General features: G+C 61.6%; 17 protein-coding genes. 12 read left to right on the top strand and 5 right to left on the bottom strand.

The genetic code is table 11. The annotated features are described in order from the left end of the window. Positions 1-3 precede the first annotated feature (3 nt). Entirely contained in the window at positions 4-825 is an 822-nt protein-coding gene (locus ACSQ2W_RS00520) for an enoyl-CoA hydratase (RefSeq protein ID WP_436084481.1), read from the bottom strand. Positions 826-1,211: 386 nt separating this feature from the next. Here ACSQ2W_RS00520 and rplM point away from each other — a divergent pair, with 386 nt between their 5' ends. Together rplM and rpsI are read left to right on the top strand one after the other, a co-directional pair. Next, positions 1,212-1,676, top strand: coding sequence for a 50S ribosomal protein L13 (rplM, locus tag ACSQ2W_RS00525; RefSeq protein ID WP_349433858.1), 465 nt, complete (start codon positions 1,212-1,214; stop codon positions 1,674-1,676). Positions 1,677-1,678: 2 nt separating this feature from the next. Beyond that, positions 1,679-2,146 (top strand): 30S ribosomal protein S9, encoded by a 468-nt coding sequence (rpsI, locus tag ACSQ2W_RS00530; protein WP_264265780.1) that lies wholly within the window; start codon positions 1,679-1,681, stop codon positions 2,144-2,146. 115 nt (positions 2,147-2,261) lie between these two features. Here the strand turns inward: rpsI and ACSQ2W_RS00535 are convergent, their stop codons facing one another. Continuing rightward, complete coding sequence (locus ACSQ2W_RS00535) at positions 2,262-2,723, bottom strand: Lrp/AsnC family transcriptional regulator (protein ID WP_436081777.1); 462 nt, start codon at positions 2,721-2,723, stop codon at positions 2,262-2,264. A 152-nt stretch (positions 2,724-2,875) separates the two neighbouring features. Here ACSQ2W_RS00535 and ACSQ2W_RS00540 point away from each other — a divergent pair, with 152 nt between their 5' ends. Beyond that, complete coding sequence (locus ACSQ2W_RS00540; protein WP_436084482.1) at positions 2,876-3,667, top strand: phenylalanine 4-monooxygenase; 792 nt, start codon at positions 2,876-2,878, stop codon at positions 3,665-3,667. 8 nt (positions 3,668-3,675) lie between these two features. Here ACSQ2W_RS00540 and ACSQ2W_RS00545 read toward each other — a convergent pair whose 3' ends face one another. Beyond that, positions 3,676-4,833, bottom strand: coding sequence for an acyltransferase family protein (locus ACSQ2W_RS00545; protein WP_436084483.1), 1,158 nt, complete (start codon positions 4,831-4,833; stop codon positions 3,676-3,678). A 230-nt stretch (positions 4,834-5,063) separates the two neighbouring features. On the opposite strand from ACSQ2W_RS00545, the gene speB reads away from it, so the two are divergent. Together speB and argC are read left to right on the top strand one after the other, a co-directional pair. Continuing rightward, positions 5,064-6,020, top strand: coding sequence for an agmatinase (gene speB / locus ACSQ2W_RS00550; protein ID WP_436084484.1), 957 nt, complete (start codon positions 5,064-5,066; stop codon positions 6,018-6,020). A gap of 81 nt (positions 6,021-6,101) precedes the next feature. Beyond that, on the top strand, positions 6,102-7,034 hold the full coding sequence (argC, locus tag ACSQ2W_RS00555) for an N-acetyl-gamma-glutamyl-phosphate reductase (RefSeq protein ID WP_436084485.1): 933 nt from the start codon (positions 6,102-6,104) through the stop codon (positions 7,032-7,034). A gap of 52 nt (positions 7,035-7,086) precedes the next feature. Here argC and ACSQ2W_RS00560 read toward each other — a convergent pair whose 3' ends face one another. Beyond that, entirely contained in the window at positions 7,087-8,190 is a 1,104-nt protein-coding gene (locus tag ACSQ2W_RS00560) for a COX15/CtaA family protein (protein ID WP_436084486.1), read from the bottom strand. 181 nt (positions 8,191-8,371) lie between these two features. Here ACSQ2W_RS00560 and ACSQ2W_RS00565 point away from each other — a divergent pair, with 181 nt between their 5' ends. From ACSQ2W_RS00565 to ACSQ2W_RS00575, 3 genes are all read left to right on the top strand, one after another. Beyond that, positions 8,372-8,584 (top strand): DUF2842 domain-containing protein, encoded by a 213-nt coding sequence (locus ACSQ2W_RS00565; RefSeq protein WP_436081783.1) that lies wholly within the window; start codon positions 8,372-8,374, stop codon positions 8,582-8,584. Positions 8,585-8,596: 12 nt separating this feature from the next. Beyond that, on the top strand, positions 8,597-9,340 hold the full coding sequence (locus ACSQ2W_RS00570; protein ID WP_436084487.1) for a metallophosphoesterase family protein: 744 nt from the start codon (positions 8,597-8,599) through the stop codon (positions 9,338-9,340). Positions 9,341-9,487: 147 nt separating this feature from the next. Beyond that, positions 9,488-10,756 carry a GNAT family N-acetyltransferase gene (locus ACSQ2W_RS00575; protein ID WP_436087632.1) on the top strand — a complete coding sequence of 423 codons (1,269 nt, stop codon included), beginning with the start codon at positions 9,488-9,490 and terminating at the stop codon, positions 10,754-10,756. Positions 10,757-10,766: 10 nt separating this feature from the next. Here ACSQ2W_RS00575 and ACSQ2W_RS00580 read toward each other — a convergent pair whose 3' ends face one another. After that, positions 10,767-12,881, bottom strand: coding sequence for a GumC family protein (locus ACSQ2W_RS00580; protein ID WP_436084488.1), 2,115 nt, complete (start codon positions 12,879-12,881; stop codon positions 10,767-10,769). 213 nt (positions 12,882-13,094) lie between these two features. Between ACSQ2W_RS00580 and ACSQ2W_RS00585 the strand changes: the two genes are divergently transcribed. From ACSQ2W_RS00585 to ACSQ2W_RS00600, 4 genes are read left to right on the top strand one after another with little or no spacing between them, the layout of a single operon-like run. Further along, positions 13,095-13,670 (top strand): polysaccharide biosynthesis/export family protein, encoded by a 576-nt coding sequence (locus ACSQ2W_RS00585; RefSeq protein WP_436084489.1) that lies wholly within the window; start codon positions 13,095-13,097, stop codon positions 13,668-13,670. Between the two features lie 5 nt (positions 13,671-13,675). Continuing rightward, entirely contained in the window at positions 13,676-14,851 is a 1,176-nt protein-coding gene (locus ACSQ2W_RS00590) for a glycosyltransferase family 4 protein (RefSeq protein ID WP_436084490.1), read from the top strand. Between the two features lie 57 nt (positions 14,852-14,908). Next, entirely contained in the window at positions 14,909-16,468 is a 1,560-nt protein-coding gene (locus tag ACSQ2W_RS00595; RefSeq protein ID WP_436084491.1) for an undecaprenyl-phosphate glucose phosphotransferase, read from the top strand. Beyond that, the gene (locus ACSQ2W_RS00600; protein WP_436084492.1) at positions 16,465-17,730 is read left to right on the top strand and encodes an O-antigen ligase family protein; all 1,266 of its coding nucleotides are present in this window, start codon (positions 16,465-16,467) and stop codon (positions 17,728-17,730) included. The genes ACSQ2W_RS00595 and ACSQ2W_RS00600 overlap by 4 nt, the downstream gene beginning before the upstream one ends. Positions 17,731-17,761: the final 31 nt, after the last annotated feature.

The following is a 17,761-nucleotide window of genomic DNA, read 5'->3' on the forward strand; positions in this document are numbered from 1 at the left end:
GCGTCAATCCTCTCTCCACTCCGGCATCCGCTTGCCCAGAAACGCGCCCATCCCCTCTTCCGCGTCGCGCCCCAGCATGTTTTCCACCATAACACCCGTGGCGAAATCATAGGCCTCGGCGATACCCATCTCCGCCTGCCTGTAAAACGCTTCCTTGCCGATCGTGAGCGCCTGCGGCGATTTCGAGGCGATCACGGCGGCGTATTTGTTGACGACCTGCTGCAGATACTGCTTCGGCACGATGCGGTTGACGAGGCCGAAATCCTTTGCCGTCGAGGCATCGATCGTCTCGCCGGTCAAAAGCATTTCCATCGCCTGCTTGCGGTGTGCTGCGCGCGACACGGCGACCATCGGCGTCGAGCAGAACAGGCCGATATTGACGCCGGGCGTGCAGAAGGTCGAGCTGTCCGTGCAAATCGCCAGATCGCAGCTCGCCACCAGCTGGCAGCCGGCAGCCGTCGCGAGCCCGTCGATCTCGGCGATAACCGGCTGCGGCAAGCGGTTGATCGTCAGCATGAGGTCGGCGCAAAGCCGGACGGATTTTTCGAAGAAGGCTCTGCCCCTGTCGTCGTCCGCGCGATGCGTGGTCAGTTCCTTGAGGTCATGGCCTGCCGAGAACAGCTCTCCGGAAGCGGCCAGGATAACGACACGAATGTCGGCGGCTTTGGCCGCGGCGGCGAGCTCCGCCATCAATGCTTCCATCAGCGCGATCGACAGGGCATTTGCCGGAGGATTGTTCAAGGTCAGCCGCAGCACATCGCCCGAAACTTGCCGCAACACCAGGCCATGCTGGTCTTGCCTGCGCAGGGAAACCACGTCTGCCATGTCTTTTCTCCTCAGTCTCATGTACGGATCGGCGCTTGGTACGCCGCAGCGGCTGGGGTTTCAAGCGCCCGGCCATGCTCGATGCCGCGATTTCGCGAGCTTGCCGGCGACGAACTGGTGGCGCACGCGACCGCGACCCATTCGATTCCACCAAGATAAATTGTGGTATCAAAATACCCCATTACTAACCACATGTTTTGTATAGGCAATTTTTCAAACTGCCTAGAACCGTAAGCTTGACGGCATTTCATCCCTTGCGTATAAGCCGCACCAGATCGCGGTCCTCTCGGGCCGCTTTCATTTTTGGCTGACTTTCGGGTTCGCCAATTCAAGCAACAAGAAACGCCCGGCGGCAACGCATCGGGTTCAAACGAAAGAGTTTTAACATGGCAACCTTCGTTCAGAAGCCTGCAGAGGTGGAGAAGAAGTGGATCCTCATCGATGCCGAAGGCCTCGTTGTCGGACGTCTCGCTTCCATCATCGCAAATCACCTGCGTGGCAAGCACAAAGCAACCTACACCCCTCACGTTGACGATGGCGACAATGTCATCGTGATCAACGCCGAGAAGGCTGTCCTGACCGGCAAGAAGTACACCGACAAGAAGTACTACTGGCACACCGGTTACCCGGGCGGCATCAAGGAGCGCACCGCGCGCCAGATCATCGAAGGCCGCTTCCCGGAGCGTGTTCTCGAGAAGGCTGTCGAGCGCATGGTTCCGCGTGGTCCGCTTGGCCGTCGCCAGATGAAGAACCTGCGCGTCTACGCCGGCACCAACCATCCGCATGAAGCACAGCAGCCGACCGTCCTCGACGTCGCCAAGCTGAATGCCAAGAACACAAGGAGCGCCTAATCGTGGCTGATCTCTCTTCTCTGAAAGACCTCGGCACGGCCACGGAAGCTTCGGCTCCGGTTCATGTCAAGAAGGTTGACGCCCAGGGCCGCTCCTATGCGACCGGCAAGCGCAAGAACGCCGTAGCCCGCGTCTGGGTCAAGCCGGGTTCCGGCAAGATCACCGTCAACGGCAAGGAATTCGCAAACTACTTCGCCCGTCCGGTTCTGCAGATGATCCTGCGCCAGCCGATCGTCGCTGCTGCCCGTGACGGCCAGTTCGACATCGACGCAACGGTAGCCGGCGGCGGTCTTTCCGGCCAGGCCGGTGCCGTTCGTCACGGCATCTCCAAGGCGCTGACCTACTTCGAACCGGGCCTGCGCTCGGTCCTGAAGAAGGGTGGCTTCCTGACCCGCGACAGCCGCGTCGTCGAGCGTAAGAAGTACGGTAAGGCCAAGGCCCGCCGTTCGTTCCAGTTCTCGAAGCGTTAATCGTTTCCAGACTTATCGATTTGGGAAGGCGGGCTTTGTCCCGCCTTTTTCTTTGACCACAGGGCTTGTGCAGGTCGTTGTCCCCAAACCGCTGCGCACTTGCAGGCGACAGGCGCTAGATCGGCAGTTCCGTCGAGAATTTGAGTTCGCGCAGCACGAAGCTCGAGACCACGGTGCGCACATGCGGGTTGCGCATCAGATACCGCGTCATGAAAGCCTCGTAGCTTTCGACATCGCTCGCCCGGATCTTCAGCATGTAGTCGAACGCGCCGGACAGCGCATAACATTCCATTATTTCCGGCCGCTCCAGCACGACGGAGGCAAAGGAGGCGACAGCTTCCTCATGGTGATCTTCCAGCGTCACATGGGCGATGACGCAGAGCTTGAGATCGAGCTTGCCGGGATCGAGCAGCGTCACCCGCTTGCGGATGACGCCATCGGCTTCGAGTTCCTGAATCTTCCGCCAGGCCGAACTCTGCGACATGCCCGCCTTCTCCGCCAGCTCGGCCAGCGACAGGCTGCCGTCGGCCTGGACGAGCTGCAGAAGCTTGCGGTGAAAGCTCCCAGTTTCTTTCATTTTCTGCCCGATCTGCGAAAACTCCTGCCAAGATTATGGCAATAGCCAGCAGGAAAGAAAGAAAAATCCGCTGTTCTGGGAGCATAATTATTTTTGAGGCGCCACACCCAGCCACGTGCTGGCCACGTGTTGGAATGACGGAGAATCAGAGCATGACGAAGGAAAGCAGCTACACCGCCAAACTGCCCGGCCCGGACGGTTTGTACGACTACACGCCCGAAGAAGACGCCATCTGGGGCGAGCTCTATGAGCGCCAGATGAAGTTGCTGGCAAACATGGCCTGCCGCGAATATCTGGATGGCGTCAAGACGCTTGGCCTCAGGCCGGACAAGGTTCCGCAACTGCGCGACGTCAACCGCCGCCTGAACGAAACCACCGGCTTCGGCGTCGAAGGCGTACCCGCCCTTATTCCGCCGTCGCAATTCTATGAGCTTCTGTCGCAGGGCAAATTCCCGCTCGCCACCTTCCTCCGCCGCCGCGAGCATATCGACTACATCGAAGAGCCCGACCTGTTTCATGAGGTGTTCGGCCATTGCCCGCTTTTGACCAACCAGAGCTACGCCAATTTCGTCCGCCGTTTCGGGCAAACGGCGGTGCACCTTGGCAAGGGCTATTCGTGGCACCTGTTCCGCATTTTCTGGTTCACGGTCGAATTCGGCCTGATCAACACGCAGGAAGGCCGGCGCTGCTACGGCGCGGGTATCGTGTCCTCGCCGAGCGAGGCGAAGGCCGCAATGAAGGGCACAGAGTGCGAATTCCGGCCATTCGACCTGTTGCACGTCCTCAGGACCCCCTACCGGATCGATATCGTCCAGCCGATCTACTATGTCATAGACAGCTTCGCCGATCTCGAAGCGATCATTGATCAGGATATCGGCGGCATGATCGAGAAGGCAAAATCGCTGGGTGATTTCGCCCCGACGTTCGAGGCGAAAGCATCCTGAAGCAGTCGTCAATAGGCGCGGCCGTCCCTCGGCCAGACGGCGGCAAGCCATCGGTTCAGGGCCCGGGTTGCGGGCCTTTCGAACCGTGAAAACTGCAAGGCGGATATCAGCACGATGACACCGAGCGCGACGATGGCCTCGAAAGCCAGCAGACCATAATTGCCGATTGCCCCCTTCGCGACGACCTTAACGAACAGCTGGATGACATAGACGTGCAGCAGATAGGTGGAGAACGACCAGTCGCCGAGGCGCGCAAGCCAAGGCTGGCGCATCGTGAACAGCGGGATGGCGCCAAGAACGAAAAACGCTGAAGGTATCCCCCAGATCAGATAGCGGATTTCATCGTAGTAGATGCCGCTCGCAGCCAGCCCCGCAAAGACCGGCGGAAGGCATAGGAGCCAAACGGGCCTGAACCATCTTTTGCTGTGGATCGCTGCACCATAGTTCCAGATGAGAATACCCAGCACGAATTCCAGGATGATCGGCTGCGTATAGAAGTCGAAAATCCGGCCGCCGTCGACAAGGGCGCCTCCGGCGACGCAAGCGCAAAGCATGAGCGCCGCGACAAGCAGCGTACGATCGCCAGACAGCCAGATCGAAGACGCGACAATGCCATAGAAGAAAATTTCGTAGTTCAGCGTCCAGCCGATCATCAGTGCGGGCAGCGTCGTGCCTTCAACGAAATCGGGCAGAAAAAACAGCGAGAAAAACATCCTGCTCCAGGTTAGGTCGGGATTGTTGACGACCGAGGGATAGACCAGGCAGAGCACGCAGAAAGCCAGGGTCATCAGCCAGTAGAGCGGCGCAATGCGGGCCGCCCGACGCAGAACGAATTCAAGCGGGGAGAACTGGGGCGTCCGGGCTGCGATCATCGCCATGATGTAGCCGCTGACAACGAAGAATATATCGACCCCGATTGCCCCGATCGCGAAGCCGTGACCCCAGCCGAACTGTGAAGTGAGCGATGTGGACAGATGGTGGAAGACCACCAGCCACGCCGCGATCGCCCGAAGGTACTGGATCGAATCGACCATCCCCGCCTGCTCTGGCCCCGCCTGCTCTGGCCCCGCCTGCTCTGGGGCGGTGGCCACGCGGGGAGCGCCGGCTGCGCGACGGAACGGTATCGACGCGGCGCCAGCCGTCAAAAGCAGTTTCTCCGAAATCATAAAGGATGCCTTTTCGTCCCGATAAGCCATGCATTTCGCATTTCTGTTTCAAATCGAGACAGACAAGGTGAAAACCGCGTGTCCCCGGCACCAGTCAAGCAAGTACCGTGCCAGAAACTTAAACGGTCTTCTCCACGGCAGGAAGCAATCCCCTTCCCCGATGGGGGATCAGCGGTTATCGTGCGCGCCCTGCCGCCATTTCAGCAGAACGACAAACGACGGGACCGACCATGGCCAACAAGACGATAGACCACGCGATCACCGCGACATCGCTGAAGAGCGCGGCGAGCGACCCGACCCATGCGGGCGTGCTGTCCTTCATGCGCCGGCGATATACCAAGAGCCTGAAGGGCGTCGATGCCGTCGTCTGGGGCATTCCCTTCGATGCGGCGACGTCCAATCGCCCCGGCGCACGCTTCGGGCCACAGGCGATCCGCGGGGCGTCGGCCATCTTCGACAACGATCCACAATATCCCTTCGAGCGCGACCTGTTCGCGGACATGGCAACGATCGACTATGGCGATTGCCTGCTCGACTACGGCGACCACAGCAAGACGCCCGCCACCATCGAACGCGAGGCGGAGAAAATCCTGACGAGCGGCGCCTTCCTGCTGACGCTTGGTGGCGACCACTTCGTCACGCTGCCGCTGCTGCGCGCCCACGCCGCTATCCACGGCCCCCTCTCTCTTGTCCACTTCGATGCGCATCAGGATACCTGGGCCGACGAGAAAGGCCGCATCGATCATGGCTCCTTCGTCGGTCGCGCCGCGCGCGAAGGGCTGATCGATACGGCAAGCTCCATCCAGCTCGGCGTCCGCACGCATGCGCCGGACGATTGCGGCATTCGCATCCTCTATGGCTATGATGTCGAGGAGATGAGCGCGGGCGAGATTGCCGACGTCATCCTTCGTCATGTCGCAGACCGCCCCGCCTATCTCACCTTCGATATCGACTGCCTCGACCCGGCCTATGCGCCCGGCACCGGCACTCCCGTTTCCGGCGGGCCGTCAAGCGCCAAGATCCTGTCGGTGATCCGCAAGCTCGGCGCGCTCGCCATCAAGGGCGCCGACGTGGTCGAGGTTGCGCCGGCCTATGACCATGCCGATATCACCGCCATTGCAGCCTCCACCATCGCAATGTATATGCTCGGCCTTCATGCCGAACAGCTGGCGGAACGGCGCGGCTGAGATTGTTGTCAAACTGATTCAATTTCATGCCAAAGTGATTCCGCACTCGCGGCTAATCGATTGGCAGGACAGGATAAAACCATGAAACCGAAGATCTTCATCGATGGCGAGCACGGCACTACCGGACTGCAGATCCGCAGCCGGATGGCGGGCCGTTCGAATGTCGAGCTCCTGTCCATTCCGGAAGCCGAGCGCCGCAATGCCGCCATCCGCGAAGACCTTTTGAACAGCGCCGATGTCGCTATCCTCTGCCTGCCCGACGATGCCTCGAAACAGGCGGTCGCGATGCTCGAAGGCAACAACAAGGTGCGCATCATCGACACCTCGACGGCGCACCGCATCGCGCCGGATTGGGCCTATGGCTTCGCCGAAATGGACAAGGGCCAGACCGGCAAGATCCGCGACGCCCGCCTCGTCGCAAATCCCGGCTGCTACCCCACAGGTGCCATCGGTCTTATCCGCCCGCTGCGGCAGGCCGGCATCCTGCCGGAAAATTATCCGGTAACGGTCAACGCCGTCTCCGGCTATACCGGCGGCGGCAAGCAGATGATCGCGCAGATGGAAGACCCGGCCAATCCGGATCACATCGCCTCGCCGAACTTCCTCTACGGCCTGACGCTCAAGCACAAGCACGTGCCGGAGATGCAGACCCACGGGCTGCTCGACCGCGCCCCGATCTTCTCCCCTTCGGTCGGCCGCTTCCCGCAGGGCATGATCGTCCAGGTGCCGCTGTTCCTCGACCAGCTCGCGGGCGGCGCGACGCGTGAAAGCATTCACGCAGCCCTCGTTGCCCACTATGCCGGACAGTCGATCGTCGAGATCGTATCCCTGGACGACAGCGCGAAAATGGCCCGCGTCGATGCCGTCGAGCTTGCCGGCAAGGACACGATGAAGCTTTATGTCTTCGGATCGAGCGGCGGCGAACAGGTCAATCTCGTCGCGCTGCTGGACAATCTCGGTAAGGGCGCGTCGGGGGCGGCAGTGCAGAACATGGACCTGATGCTGTCGGCTTGAACCCGCGCCTTTCCGGGGCGTCGGGCCTCGTCGCCATGGCAAGAGGCGCTGATCAGTCCCGCACGTCGATCGCCAGCGGACGCGGATATTCGCCGATGAAGGCGCGCCAATGGGCGACCGCGAAGCCGAGCACGATCAGCGCCCCGCCCTGATGCGCGACACCCCAGCCGACGTGCACCTGCAGGATCAGCGTGGTGATGCCGATGATCGCCTGGATCGTCACCAGCCCGAACAGCAGAACCGAACGCCGTGCATGGGTCGTGTCCGGCGCGCTGCGTAGCGAGGCGATCATGTGCATCAGCACGAAGGCGAACAGCACATAGGCGCCGATACGGTGGACGAACTGCACCGTCTTCGGGTTCTCGAACAGATTGAGCCATGTCGGCTGCTGGACGAACAGGTCACCCGGCACGAAGGACCCATCCATCAGCGGCCAGGTGTTGTAGCTCAGGCCCGCATCGAGGCCGGCGACCAGCGCGCCGAGATAGATCTGAACCAGCGCCATGCAGGCTATGATGGCAGCCATCTTCCTCGAACTCTTTGTCGGCGCCGGATCGCCCGCATGGGGCGCTAGTCCGCGGCTGACCCAGATGCAGGAGATGAAGATCAGGCAGGCAATGACGAGGTGGGTTGCGAGCCGGTACTGGCTGACCTCGGTGCGGTCGGCAAGGCCGGAGGACACCATCCACCAGCCGATGAAACCCTGAAAGCCGCCCAGCGCCAGAATGCCGATCAGCGGCAGTTTCAAACGAGACTCGATCTGTCCCCTGATCCAGAAGAAGGCTAGCGGCAGGGCAAAGATCAGGCCGATGGAGCGAGCGAGCAGCCGGTGCGCCCATTCCCACCAGAAGATCGTCTTGAAGCCTTCGACGGTCATGTCGCTGTTGAGCTGCGCATATTGCGGGATCTCTTTGTAGCGTGTGAACTCTTCCTGCCACTCGGCGTCGGAGAGCGGCGGAATGACCCCGTGGATCGGCTTCCACTGCGTGATCGAGAGCCCGGATTCGGTCAGCCGCGTCGCGCCACCGACGAGCACCAGCGCAAACAGCGCCAGCACGACGACGCCGAGCCAGATCCTGATCTGTGCGCGGTTGCGGCTGTCCGTGCCAATCTCGCTCAGGAGACGCTGTTGCGTTGCCAAATCGGTGCTCGCCATCGAGGACTCCACTCTTAAACGGCATGGCCCTGCCTGCGGGAGGCGATTTGTCTTAAGGGCGATGCATCAAAGCCGTTGATTTGCACGAGAGCAGCATGCAAAACAAGACTTATCCCTTTGCGGCATGCCGTCGCGGCCCAATGCCGATATGCGACCAAACCTGCCAACCGGAAAGACGTCAATGCCCGTACGCCTCAGAAAACTGATCGGCACTATCATCATCATCATTCTCGTCGTCGTCTATGCGCTGGCAGCCACCACCTTCGCCTCGCTGTTGCTTGGCGCTGCGCCATGGTGGGTGCACCTCGCCTATTTCTTCTTCACCGGCCTGTTGTGGGTGCTGCCCGCCATGCTGGTCATCAAGTGGATGGAAAAGCCCGCCAAGCCGCGCTGAACGGAGCATCGCATGAAGATCGCCGTGATCGCCGATATCCATGGCAACGACCTCGCACTCGAAGCCGTGCTCGCCGACATCGCCGTGCAGGGCATCGAGGATGTTGTCAATCTTGGCGACCACCTGAGCGGCCCGCTCAATGCGGCGCGAACGGCCGATACTCTGCTCGCGCGCGACTTCCCGTCGATCCGCGGCAATCATGATCGCTGGCTCATCACCGTCGATCCGGCCGAGATGGGACGTTCGGACCGCACCGCCTTTGACGAGTTGCAGCCGCGCCACCTCGAATGGCTGCGTGCCCTGCCCGCAACGCTGGTCCACCGGCAGGAGGTCTTTCTCTGCCACGGCACGCCGCAAAGCGACACCACCTATTGGCTCGAGGCTTTGACGGTCGACGGTGTCGTGCACATGGCGGAGCGTCAAGGGATCGAAGCCGCGGCCGTTGGCACGGACTTTCCCGTCATCCTCTGTGGCCACACGCATATCCAGCGTTCCGTCCGGCTTGCCGATGGACGGCTCGTCGTCAATCCCGGCAGCGTCGGCTGCCCGGGCTACGACGACGACGAGCCCGTGCCGCACAAGGTCGAGGCCGGCTCGCCGGATGCCTGCTACGCCATCCTCTCAAAGGCTGACGGACGTTGGGACGTGACGTTCCGCAAGGTGCCCTACGACCACATGGCCATGTCACGTCTCGCCCGGTCGCGTGGCCGCGACGAATGGGCCAATGTGCTCGCCACGGGTTGGCTTGACGCATAGGCGGCCACAATGCGCCCGGTTTTATCCATTCGGTAACCGCATTTGACGAAATGCCGGGTAGGCAACTGCCCGCGCGCCCGATTTAAATGAAGATAAGGGCATGCTTGCGCTAGATAGGGCTTCATCCAGCTCACGGAACGGCAAGCGATCATGACTGACGCGGACTTCAAGATGATGCCCGTTAACGAGGCCCGCAGCCGCGTCTGGCATGCACGCCGCGAAAAAGTGCATGATGTCGCCGTCACGCGCGCTCTCCGGCTGACGGTACACGTCGACATGCAGGCGCTGGAAGCCGATTGGCGCTTGCTGGAGGCATCGTCGGCGGCGTCGCTGCATCAGAGCTTCGACTGGTGCGCCGCCTGGGCAGCCACCCATGCCAACCAGTTGCTTCTGGTGCGCGGCAGCATCGGCCGCAAGACGGTCTTCATCCTGCCGCTCGAACTGGTCCGCGGCCGGTTCTTCCGTACGGCCCGGTTTATCGGCTCGCCACACAGCAACATCAACACGGGCCTCTTTGCCGCCGAGTTCGATCCACTGACCCGCGAACAGCTTGGCACATTGATTGCGGATCTCGCAACGAAACTGTCGCGCGTCGCCGATATCGTCACGCTGGAAAAGATGCCGTTCAAATGGCGGGGTGCCGGTCATCCACTCGCCTCGCTTCCGGCTGTGCGCAACCAGAATTCGTCGTTCCAGTTGCCGCTCCTTGTAAACTTCGAGGTGACGCTCGCGCAGCTCAACGCCAAACGGCGGCGCAAGAAATTTCGGGTTTCGGAAAAGCGGCTGGAAGCGCTTGGCGGCTACGAACACATTGTAGCCACAACACCGGACGAACGCCAACAGACGTTGAACCTGTTCTTCGAGCAGAAGGCCGCCCGCTTCAAGGCGCTCGGCCTTCCCGATGTCTTTCAGGACTGCGAGACGCAGGCCTTCTTCCACACACTCGCCGCCATCGGGCCGACCGGCGACAGGCAGCCGCTCGAACTGCACGCGATCCGCCTGTGCGGCAACCAACGGGGTCGCATCGTCGCGATCGCGGGCCTGTCGCGCAAGGGCGATCACGTCATCTGTCAGTTCGGATCGATCGACGAGGATATCGCAGCCGACGCCAGCCCCGGCGAATTGCTGTTTTATCTGATGATCCGCAAGTCCAATGCCGAAGGGGTTTCGCTGTTCGATTTCGGTATCGGCGACCAGACCTACAAGCGCTCCTGGTGCACGGTCGAAACGCCGCAGCAGGACATCGTCCTGCCGCTGACGATACGCGGACGTCTGGCGGCATCAGCCCACCGCTTTGCGGTCCGACTCAAGGCGCAGATCAAGAAGAACAAGCAGGCCTATGCCTTCGTGCAGCGCTTGCGCCAACGCCGGCAAACACCGGGCAGCGCATCAGTCACCCACACAGACGACGACTGAACAGCGCTTCTCAGGCCGCGCGGCGGCCGGGTTTCCCCGACTGCGGATAACCCGTTCCCGTCATCAGCACGATCTCGCCGAAACCTTCGACATCAAAGCCGGTGATCAGGTCGACAATCTCCGCATTGGCGGCGGCAGGTGCCGAGATGATGATTTTCGTATCCTTGGACCGCGTTACCTTGCGGATGGCGCCAACACCGGCTGCACCGCATTCGACAAGCACCGTGTCATAGGCGTTCGACAAGGCATCGATAATTATCTGCAGCCGCTCGATGCCGCGGACCGCAAGGACCGGGTCGGCATCACCCTGCGGGATGATATGCGCGTCAGACAGGCGATCGGCATGGATCGTCTCGGTGAACGGAACCTCGCCCACCAGCAGATTGGTGATGCCCGCGAGATCGGCCGACTGTGCCATCAGCCGCGTCGGGCAGGCCGTGCCGGTCAGATCGATCAGCACGATCTTGCGCCCCTCCTCGGCGACCAGCCGGGCGAGCATGACAGCATTGGTCGAACCCGCATCACCCGCAGGCGATATGGAGATAGCGACGCGAATGTCATCGTCGCAGAGGTGGGCGGCGACCGATTCGACGGAGAAATCATCAGCTCCCGCGGCCTCCATCTCGTCCGGCGCAGTCGCGGGCTGGGATGCGGTTTCGCTCATCGGCGCTGCTTCCGGCCGTTCCGCTTCGAAGTCCAGCTCTACCTCCTGGCCGACCGGGCGCAGGGCGCGGCCGCTGAACAGTTCTGAAAGCATGATGACCACGCAACTGACGAGGAAGCTGGCAAGGGCCGCGACAATGGTGATCGGCAGGATCTTGGGGAAATGCCGCTCGGTCGGCTCGACCGCCTGGGAAATGACGCGCGCGTCGGCAGGTGCGGCGTTCTCGCCGCTGCGCGACGTCGCCTCGCGGTAGCGCGCCAGATAGGTTTCGAGCAACTGCCGTTGCGCCGTCGCTTCCCGCTCCAGCGCTCGCAGCCCGACCTCGTCTTCGCCCGCCTTGGCCGACGTCGCTTTCAGCGTGTTGAGCTGCGCCACAAGCTGGCGCTCGCGCAACCGGCCGACATTGGCTTCGTTTTCGAGGCTGCCGAGTATCTTCTTCGTTTCGCTGACAATCTGCGCGCGAATGCCCTGAAGCTGGGATTTCAAGGCCTTGAGGCGTGGATGCCCGTCAAGCAGGGTCGTAGAGAGATCGGCGATCTGGCCCTGGACGTTGGATTCGGTTTCCTTGAGACGCTGGATCATCGGCGAAGCGACAACATCGTTCAGCGTATCGACGGCGCGGCCGCTCGCAAGTGCTGCGCGCACGTTCTCGGCGCGAGCCTCGGCGTTGGCGCGTTCGCCGCGCACGCGGGCAAGCTCGGTGGAAATATCGTTCAACTGCTTGGTCGCAAACGTGCCGCCGGTTTCGCCGGTGAGCAACAGGTCCGACGACGCTCGGTAGTCCGCAACCGTGGCCTCGGCATCGCGAACCTTTTCGCGCAGGTTGGCGATCTCGGGCTCCAGCCAGCGGCTGGCCTCCGTGTTGGAATCAAGCTTGGCGCCGCTCTGCAGCGACAGGAATACCTTGGCCATCGCGTTCGGGATGGCGGCTGCCAGGCGCGGGTCCTTGGAGGTGAACTGGATCGCGATCACCCGCGACTTCTCCACCTGGTAGACCTGCAGCTTCTCCTGGAACTCCTTCAGTACGCGCTCTTCCGGCGGCAGGTCGAGCGGGTTCTTCCTAATGCCGAGCATCACCAGAATATCGGAAATCGCCGAAGGGTCCGCTGTCGGATCGAATTCCGGCAGTTCATGCAACTTCATTTCGCGAGCGACCTGTTTGATCAGATCGACCGAGCGCAGCACCTGCACCTGACTGGAAATGCCGGATTCGTCGAAGGGGCTGTCGGTTGTCTGCGGCGGTCCCTGGTTGTTGGCGCCGCTGAATTCCGGCTGGCGCGATTCGATCAGCAGCCGCGCCTCGCTCTGATAGTTGGGAGACATCAAACTCGTACCGGTGAATGCCAGGCCGGCGAAGACGACGGTCGCGGCAAGCACCCTGCCCCGCCGCCGCCAGATGGCGCGGAACAGACCGCCGAGATCGATGTCTACATCCTGATGACCGCCGTTGACGCCCGACATGCGCTTTACCCCGAACCTGCATACACCGCGGCACCGTAAACAAACATGGTAACGCAAGGGTTAATGAAACCGGCGCGCGCGCTCTGCCAACAACCACCGAATGTAGAGTAAACGCACAACCGGCGGCAAAATGTGCTGCACCTTTACCGGCTATTAACCCTAACGGATTGATAACATCGGGCCATGACTTGGTTCCTGGAGCGCGAGAGCCCAATGACGTCCGCACGATTGAAAACAGGCCTTGCCGTGGCCGCACTCTCTCTGTGCCTCGTCGTGTCGGGCTGCAGCAGCTACCAGCCTGCGCCAAAGGCATTTCATGAGGCAACGATCCAGCCGTACCGCGTCGATAGCGGTGATAGGCTGCGCATCAGCGTCTTCGAACAGGCCGGCCTGACCGGCACCTATACGGTCGATCAGGCGGGCTATGTCGCCTTCCCGTTGATCGGCGCCGTGCCGTCGCGCGGCCACACGCTGCCCGAGATGGAGACGATGATCGCCGGCAAGCTTCGCGAGGGCTACCTGCGCGATCCGGACGTGACGATCGAGGTCGACCGCTACCGCTCGGTCTTCATCATGGGCGAAGTCGGCCAGGCCGGGCAATATTCCTACGTTCCGGGCATGACGGTGCAGAACGCCATTGCGGTTGCTGGCGGCTATTCGCCACGCGCCAACCAGGCGAATGTCGACGTCACCCGCAAGATCAACGGACGTATCCTTACCGGCCGGGTTTCGATCTCCGATCCGATCATGGCCGGCGACACCATCTATGTGCGTGAGCGGCTGTTCTGACAGCCATGCCGGATCCCCGCCCGCTGCGCATCATTCATTGCTTCAGGTCGCCGATCGGCGGCATTTTCCGCCATGTGCGCGATCTGGTCGAAGCGCATGCCAGGCAGGGTCATGAAATCGGTATCGTCTGCGACAGCACCACGGGAGGCAGCCACGAAGACGCTCTTTTCGACGAGATAAGGCCGTTCCTCGCGCTTGGTCTCGTCCGCCTGCCGATCCCCCGGTCCATCGGCCCGACCGATCTGGCGGCACTCTGGAGCAGCTACAAGGAAATCAGAAGTTTGCAGCCGGATATCCTGCACGGTCATGGCGCCAAAGGCGGCGTCCTCTCCCGGATCATCGGCTCAGCCTTGCGGGTGAACAGGTATTGCGTTGCCCGCCTTTATTCGCCGCATGGCGGCAGCTTGCACTACGACAGCGGCACGTTTTCCGGCAAGGTCGTGTTTGTTCTCGAGCGTCTTCAGGAATATCTGACGGACGCCATCGTCTTCGTCTGTGATTTCGAGCGTACGACCTACGAGACGAAGGTCGGCAAGCCGCGTACCCGCAGCGAATTGATCTACAACGGCGTCGACGATCGCGATTTCGAGACTGTCCATGCCAGGCCCGACGCCGTTGATTTCCTCTATATCGGCATGCTGCGCGACCTGAAGGGGCCGGACCTCTTCGTCGATGCTTTCGCGCGGGCGGAGCGCACCATCGGCAAGCCGCTGTCGGCCATGATGATCGGCGACGGGCCGCAAAAGGCCAAATACGAGCAGATGATGCTGGAACGCGGTCTTGGCCGCCGCATCGAAATGCTGCCGGCGATGAAAGCACGCGACGCATTTGCCTTGACGCGCAATGTCGTCGTGCCTTCGCGCGCCGAATCCATGCCCTATATCGTGCTTGAGGCGCTGGCCGCCCGCAAGCCGGTGATTGCCGCCCGGGTCGGTGGCATTCCGGAGGTGCTAGGCCCTGGAAGTTCTGCTCTTGCGGTTCCGAGCGACGCACAGTCGCTTGCCAATGTCATGACGGCCGCGATGACCGAGCAGGACTGGGCGGCCAAGGTGATGCCGGATGCAGGAGCATTCAAGGCAGCCTTCGCGACATCCACCATGGCTGGCAGCGTCATGCGGCTCTATAGCCAGCTTGTCCCGGATTTGGCCGCGCGGCAGAACAGCGGCCACAACCGCTCGTAAGCGTTTCTTAGGGGCTTTCTGCTATCCCGAACGGATATAAACGGCCGAGCGGATATCATGAACCAGATCGACAAACCGGAAACTTTCGATACCGAGGCGCTACGAAAGAAGATCTCCGAAATACGGACCATGACGCCGGGCGAGAAACACGGCGACGAACCGCGCGAACTCAACCCGCTGGCCCGCCGCATCGCCGCGCAATTCCGTACCGACACCTATTCTCCGAACATGATCATCGGCCTGATGCGGCTGTTCGAATTCACCGCTTTGTTCGCCATCGGCTATGCCATCCACATGCTCTATGTCGCGCCGAAGCTGGAGGACTGGCTCGGCTATTGCGGCATGATTGCCGGCGGCTCGGCACTGACCGTCGCCTTCCTGCAATTGTGCGACGGCTATCAGGTTCCCCTGCTGCGTTCGTCCGCACGCGCCTTGCCGCGGTTGATGGCCTGCTGGACGCTGGCCTTCGCCTCCATGGCTCTGGCGCTGTTCCTGCTCAAGATCGGCGGCACCTTCTCGCGCCTCTCTTTCGGCGGCTGGTATCTCTTCGGCGCCTTCTTCCTTGTCGCCGAGCGCACCTTCATCGCCTATTCGATCCGCCGCTGGGCGCGCAACGGCACGATGGAGCGGCGGGCAGTCATCGTCGGCGGCGGCCAGCCGGCCAAGGACCTGATCCGCTCGCTCGAACAGCAATCCGACAACGACATCCGCATCTGCGGCATCTTCGACGATCGCGACGAGCGCCGCTCGCCGGTGATCGTCGCGGGCTATCCGAAGCTCGGCACCGTCGCCGAACTGGTCGACTTCGCCCGCCTCACCCGCATCGACATGCTGATCATCGCCCTGCCGCTGTCGGCGGAAAAACGCATCCTTGAACTTTTGAAGAAGCTCTGGATCCTGCCGGCCGATATCCGTCTTGCGGCCCACGCCAACAATCTCCGTTTCCGGCCGCGCAGCTATTCGCATGTCGGCAAGGTGCCGATGCTCGACATCTTCGACAAGCCGATCGCCGACTGGGATTCGGTTGCCAAGCGTATCTTCGATGTGTTCTTCAGTCTTATCGCCCTCGTCCTCCTCTGGCCGGTGTTTATCGGAGCGGCGATCGCGGTAAAGGTGAGTTCACCCGGCCCGATCATCTTCAAGCAGAAGCGCCATGGCTTCAACAACGAGACGATCGAGGTCTACAAGTTCCGCTCCATGTACACCAACATGAGCGATCCAACGGCCCGCAATGCCGTCACGAAGGGCGACCCGCGCGTCACTCGGGTCGGGCGGTTCCTGCGCAAATCCTCGATCGATGAACTGCCGCAGATCTTCAATGTGCTGAAAGGCCAGTTGTCCCTTGTAGGTCCGAGGCCCCACGCAGTCCTCGCCCAGACCGCCGAGCGCACCTATTCGGATGTCGTCGAGGGCTACTTCGCCCGCCACCGCGTCAAGCCGGGCGTCACCGGCTGGGCACAGATCAACGGTTGGCGCGGCGAGATCGACAATGACGAGAAGATCAAGTTCCGCACGGCCTTTGATCTCTACTATATCGAAAACTGGTCGCTGTGGTTCGATCTGAAGATCCTGTTTCTGACGCCGATCCGGCTTCTCAACACGGAAAACGCCTATTGAGCACGCTCGGCGCCACGTCTGCCGCGGGCTTTCGTCCGCAGCTTGCCGCCGTGGCGATCCTCGGCTCGGGCATGGTGACCTTCGGCGTCTTCCTGTCGGGCTTCGTCATTGCCGAGCCGGCGCCCTATGAGGTCTTCATGGCGACGCTGATCGGCCTCTGGTTCCTCTTCGGGCTGAAAATCTCGCGCGCCGTCGCGCCGCTGTTTGCCCTGCTCATCCTGTTCATGACCGGCGGCATCCTGTCGCTGACCGTCATGAGCGACCTTGCGACGGGGCCGATGTACATGGCCGTATCCGGCTTCCTGGCCCTGACGGCGATCTTCTACGCGGCAATTATCGAAGCGCGCCACGAGCGCCTGAAACTGATCTTCGATGCCTGGGTTGCCGCCGGCGTCCTCACCTCGCTGCTCGGCATTCTCGGCTATTTCGGCGCGATACCGGGTGCTCAGAATTTTACGCTCTACGACCGCGCCAAGGGCGCTTTCCAGGATCCCAACGTCTTCGGGCCGTTCCTCGTCGCTCCGTCGATCTATCTCATGTACCGGCTGCTCACCGAGCGGATCACCACCGCGCCGATCAAGGCCGCCGCGATCCTGATCATGGCGCTCGGCCTGTTCCTGTCCTTCTCGCGCGCGGCCTGGGCGCTCTATCTCTTCGGCGCCTGCGCCCTCGTGCTCGTCATGCTGCTCAAGGAACGCACGGGCGCCTTCCGACTGAAAATCCTGGTGCTGGCGCTTGGCGGCGCGCTGCTAATGATCGCGGCACTGGTTGTTGCGCTGCAGATTCCGCAGATCGCTGATCTGTTCTCCAACCGTACGCAGCTTGTCCAGGACTATGATGGCGGCCATCTCGGCCGTTTCGATCGCCACAAGATCGGTTTCCTGATGTCTATGGAACAGCCGCTCGGCATCGGCCCGATGGTATTCAGCTCGATCTTTCCCGAGGACGAACACAATATCTGGCTGAAGTGCCTCACCTCCTATGGCTGGCTTGGCTTCGTCAGCTATATTACGCTGATTATCTGGACAGTGACCATGGGCTTTCGCTTCCTGCTGCTCGACCGGCCCTGGCAGCCCTACCTGATGATCGCCTGGATCGTGCTGATCGGCCACGCGGCGATCGGCAATGTCATCGACACCGACCACTGGCGTCATGTCTATCTGCTGCTCGGCGTCATCTGGGGCTGTGGTGCCCTGGAGCACCGCCACCGTCGCAGGGCCACCCTGACGCGTCTGCTTTCGGCTGCGCCAACGCTGCGTTAACATCAACATTGTAAGAGACTACGGATCGGTT

Source organism: Pararhizobium sp. LjRoot255 (assembly GCF_964252905.1).
Lineage (GTDB): Bacteria > Pseudomonadota > Alphaproteobacteria > Rhizobiales > Rhizobiaceae > Pararhizobium.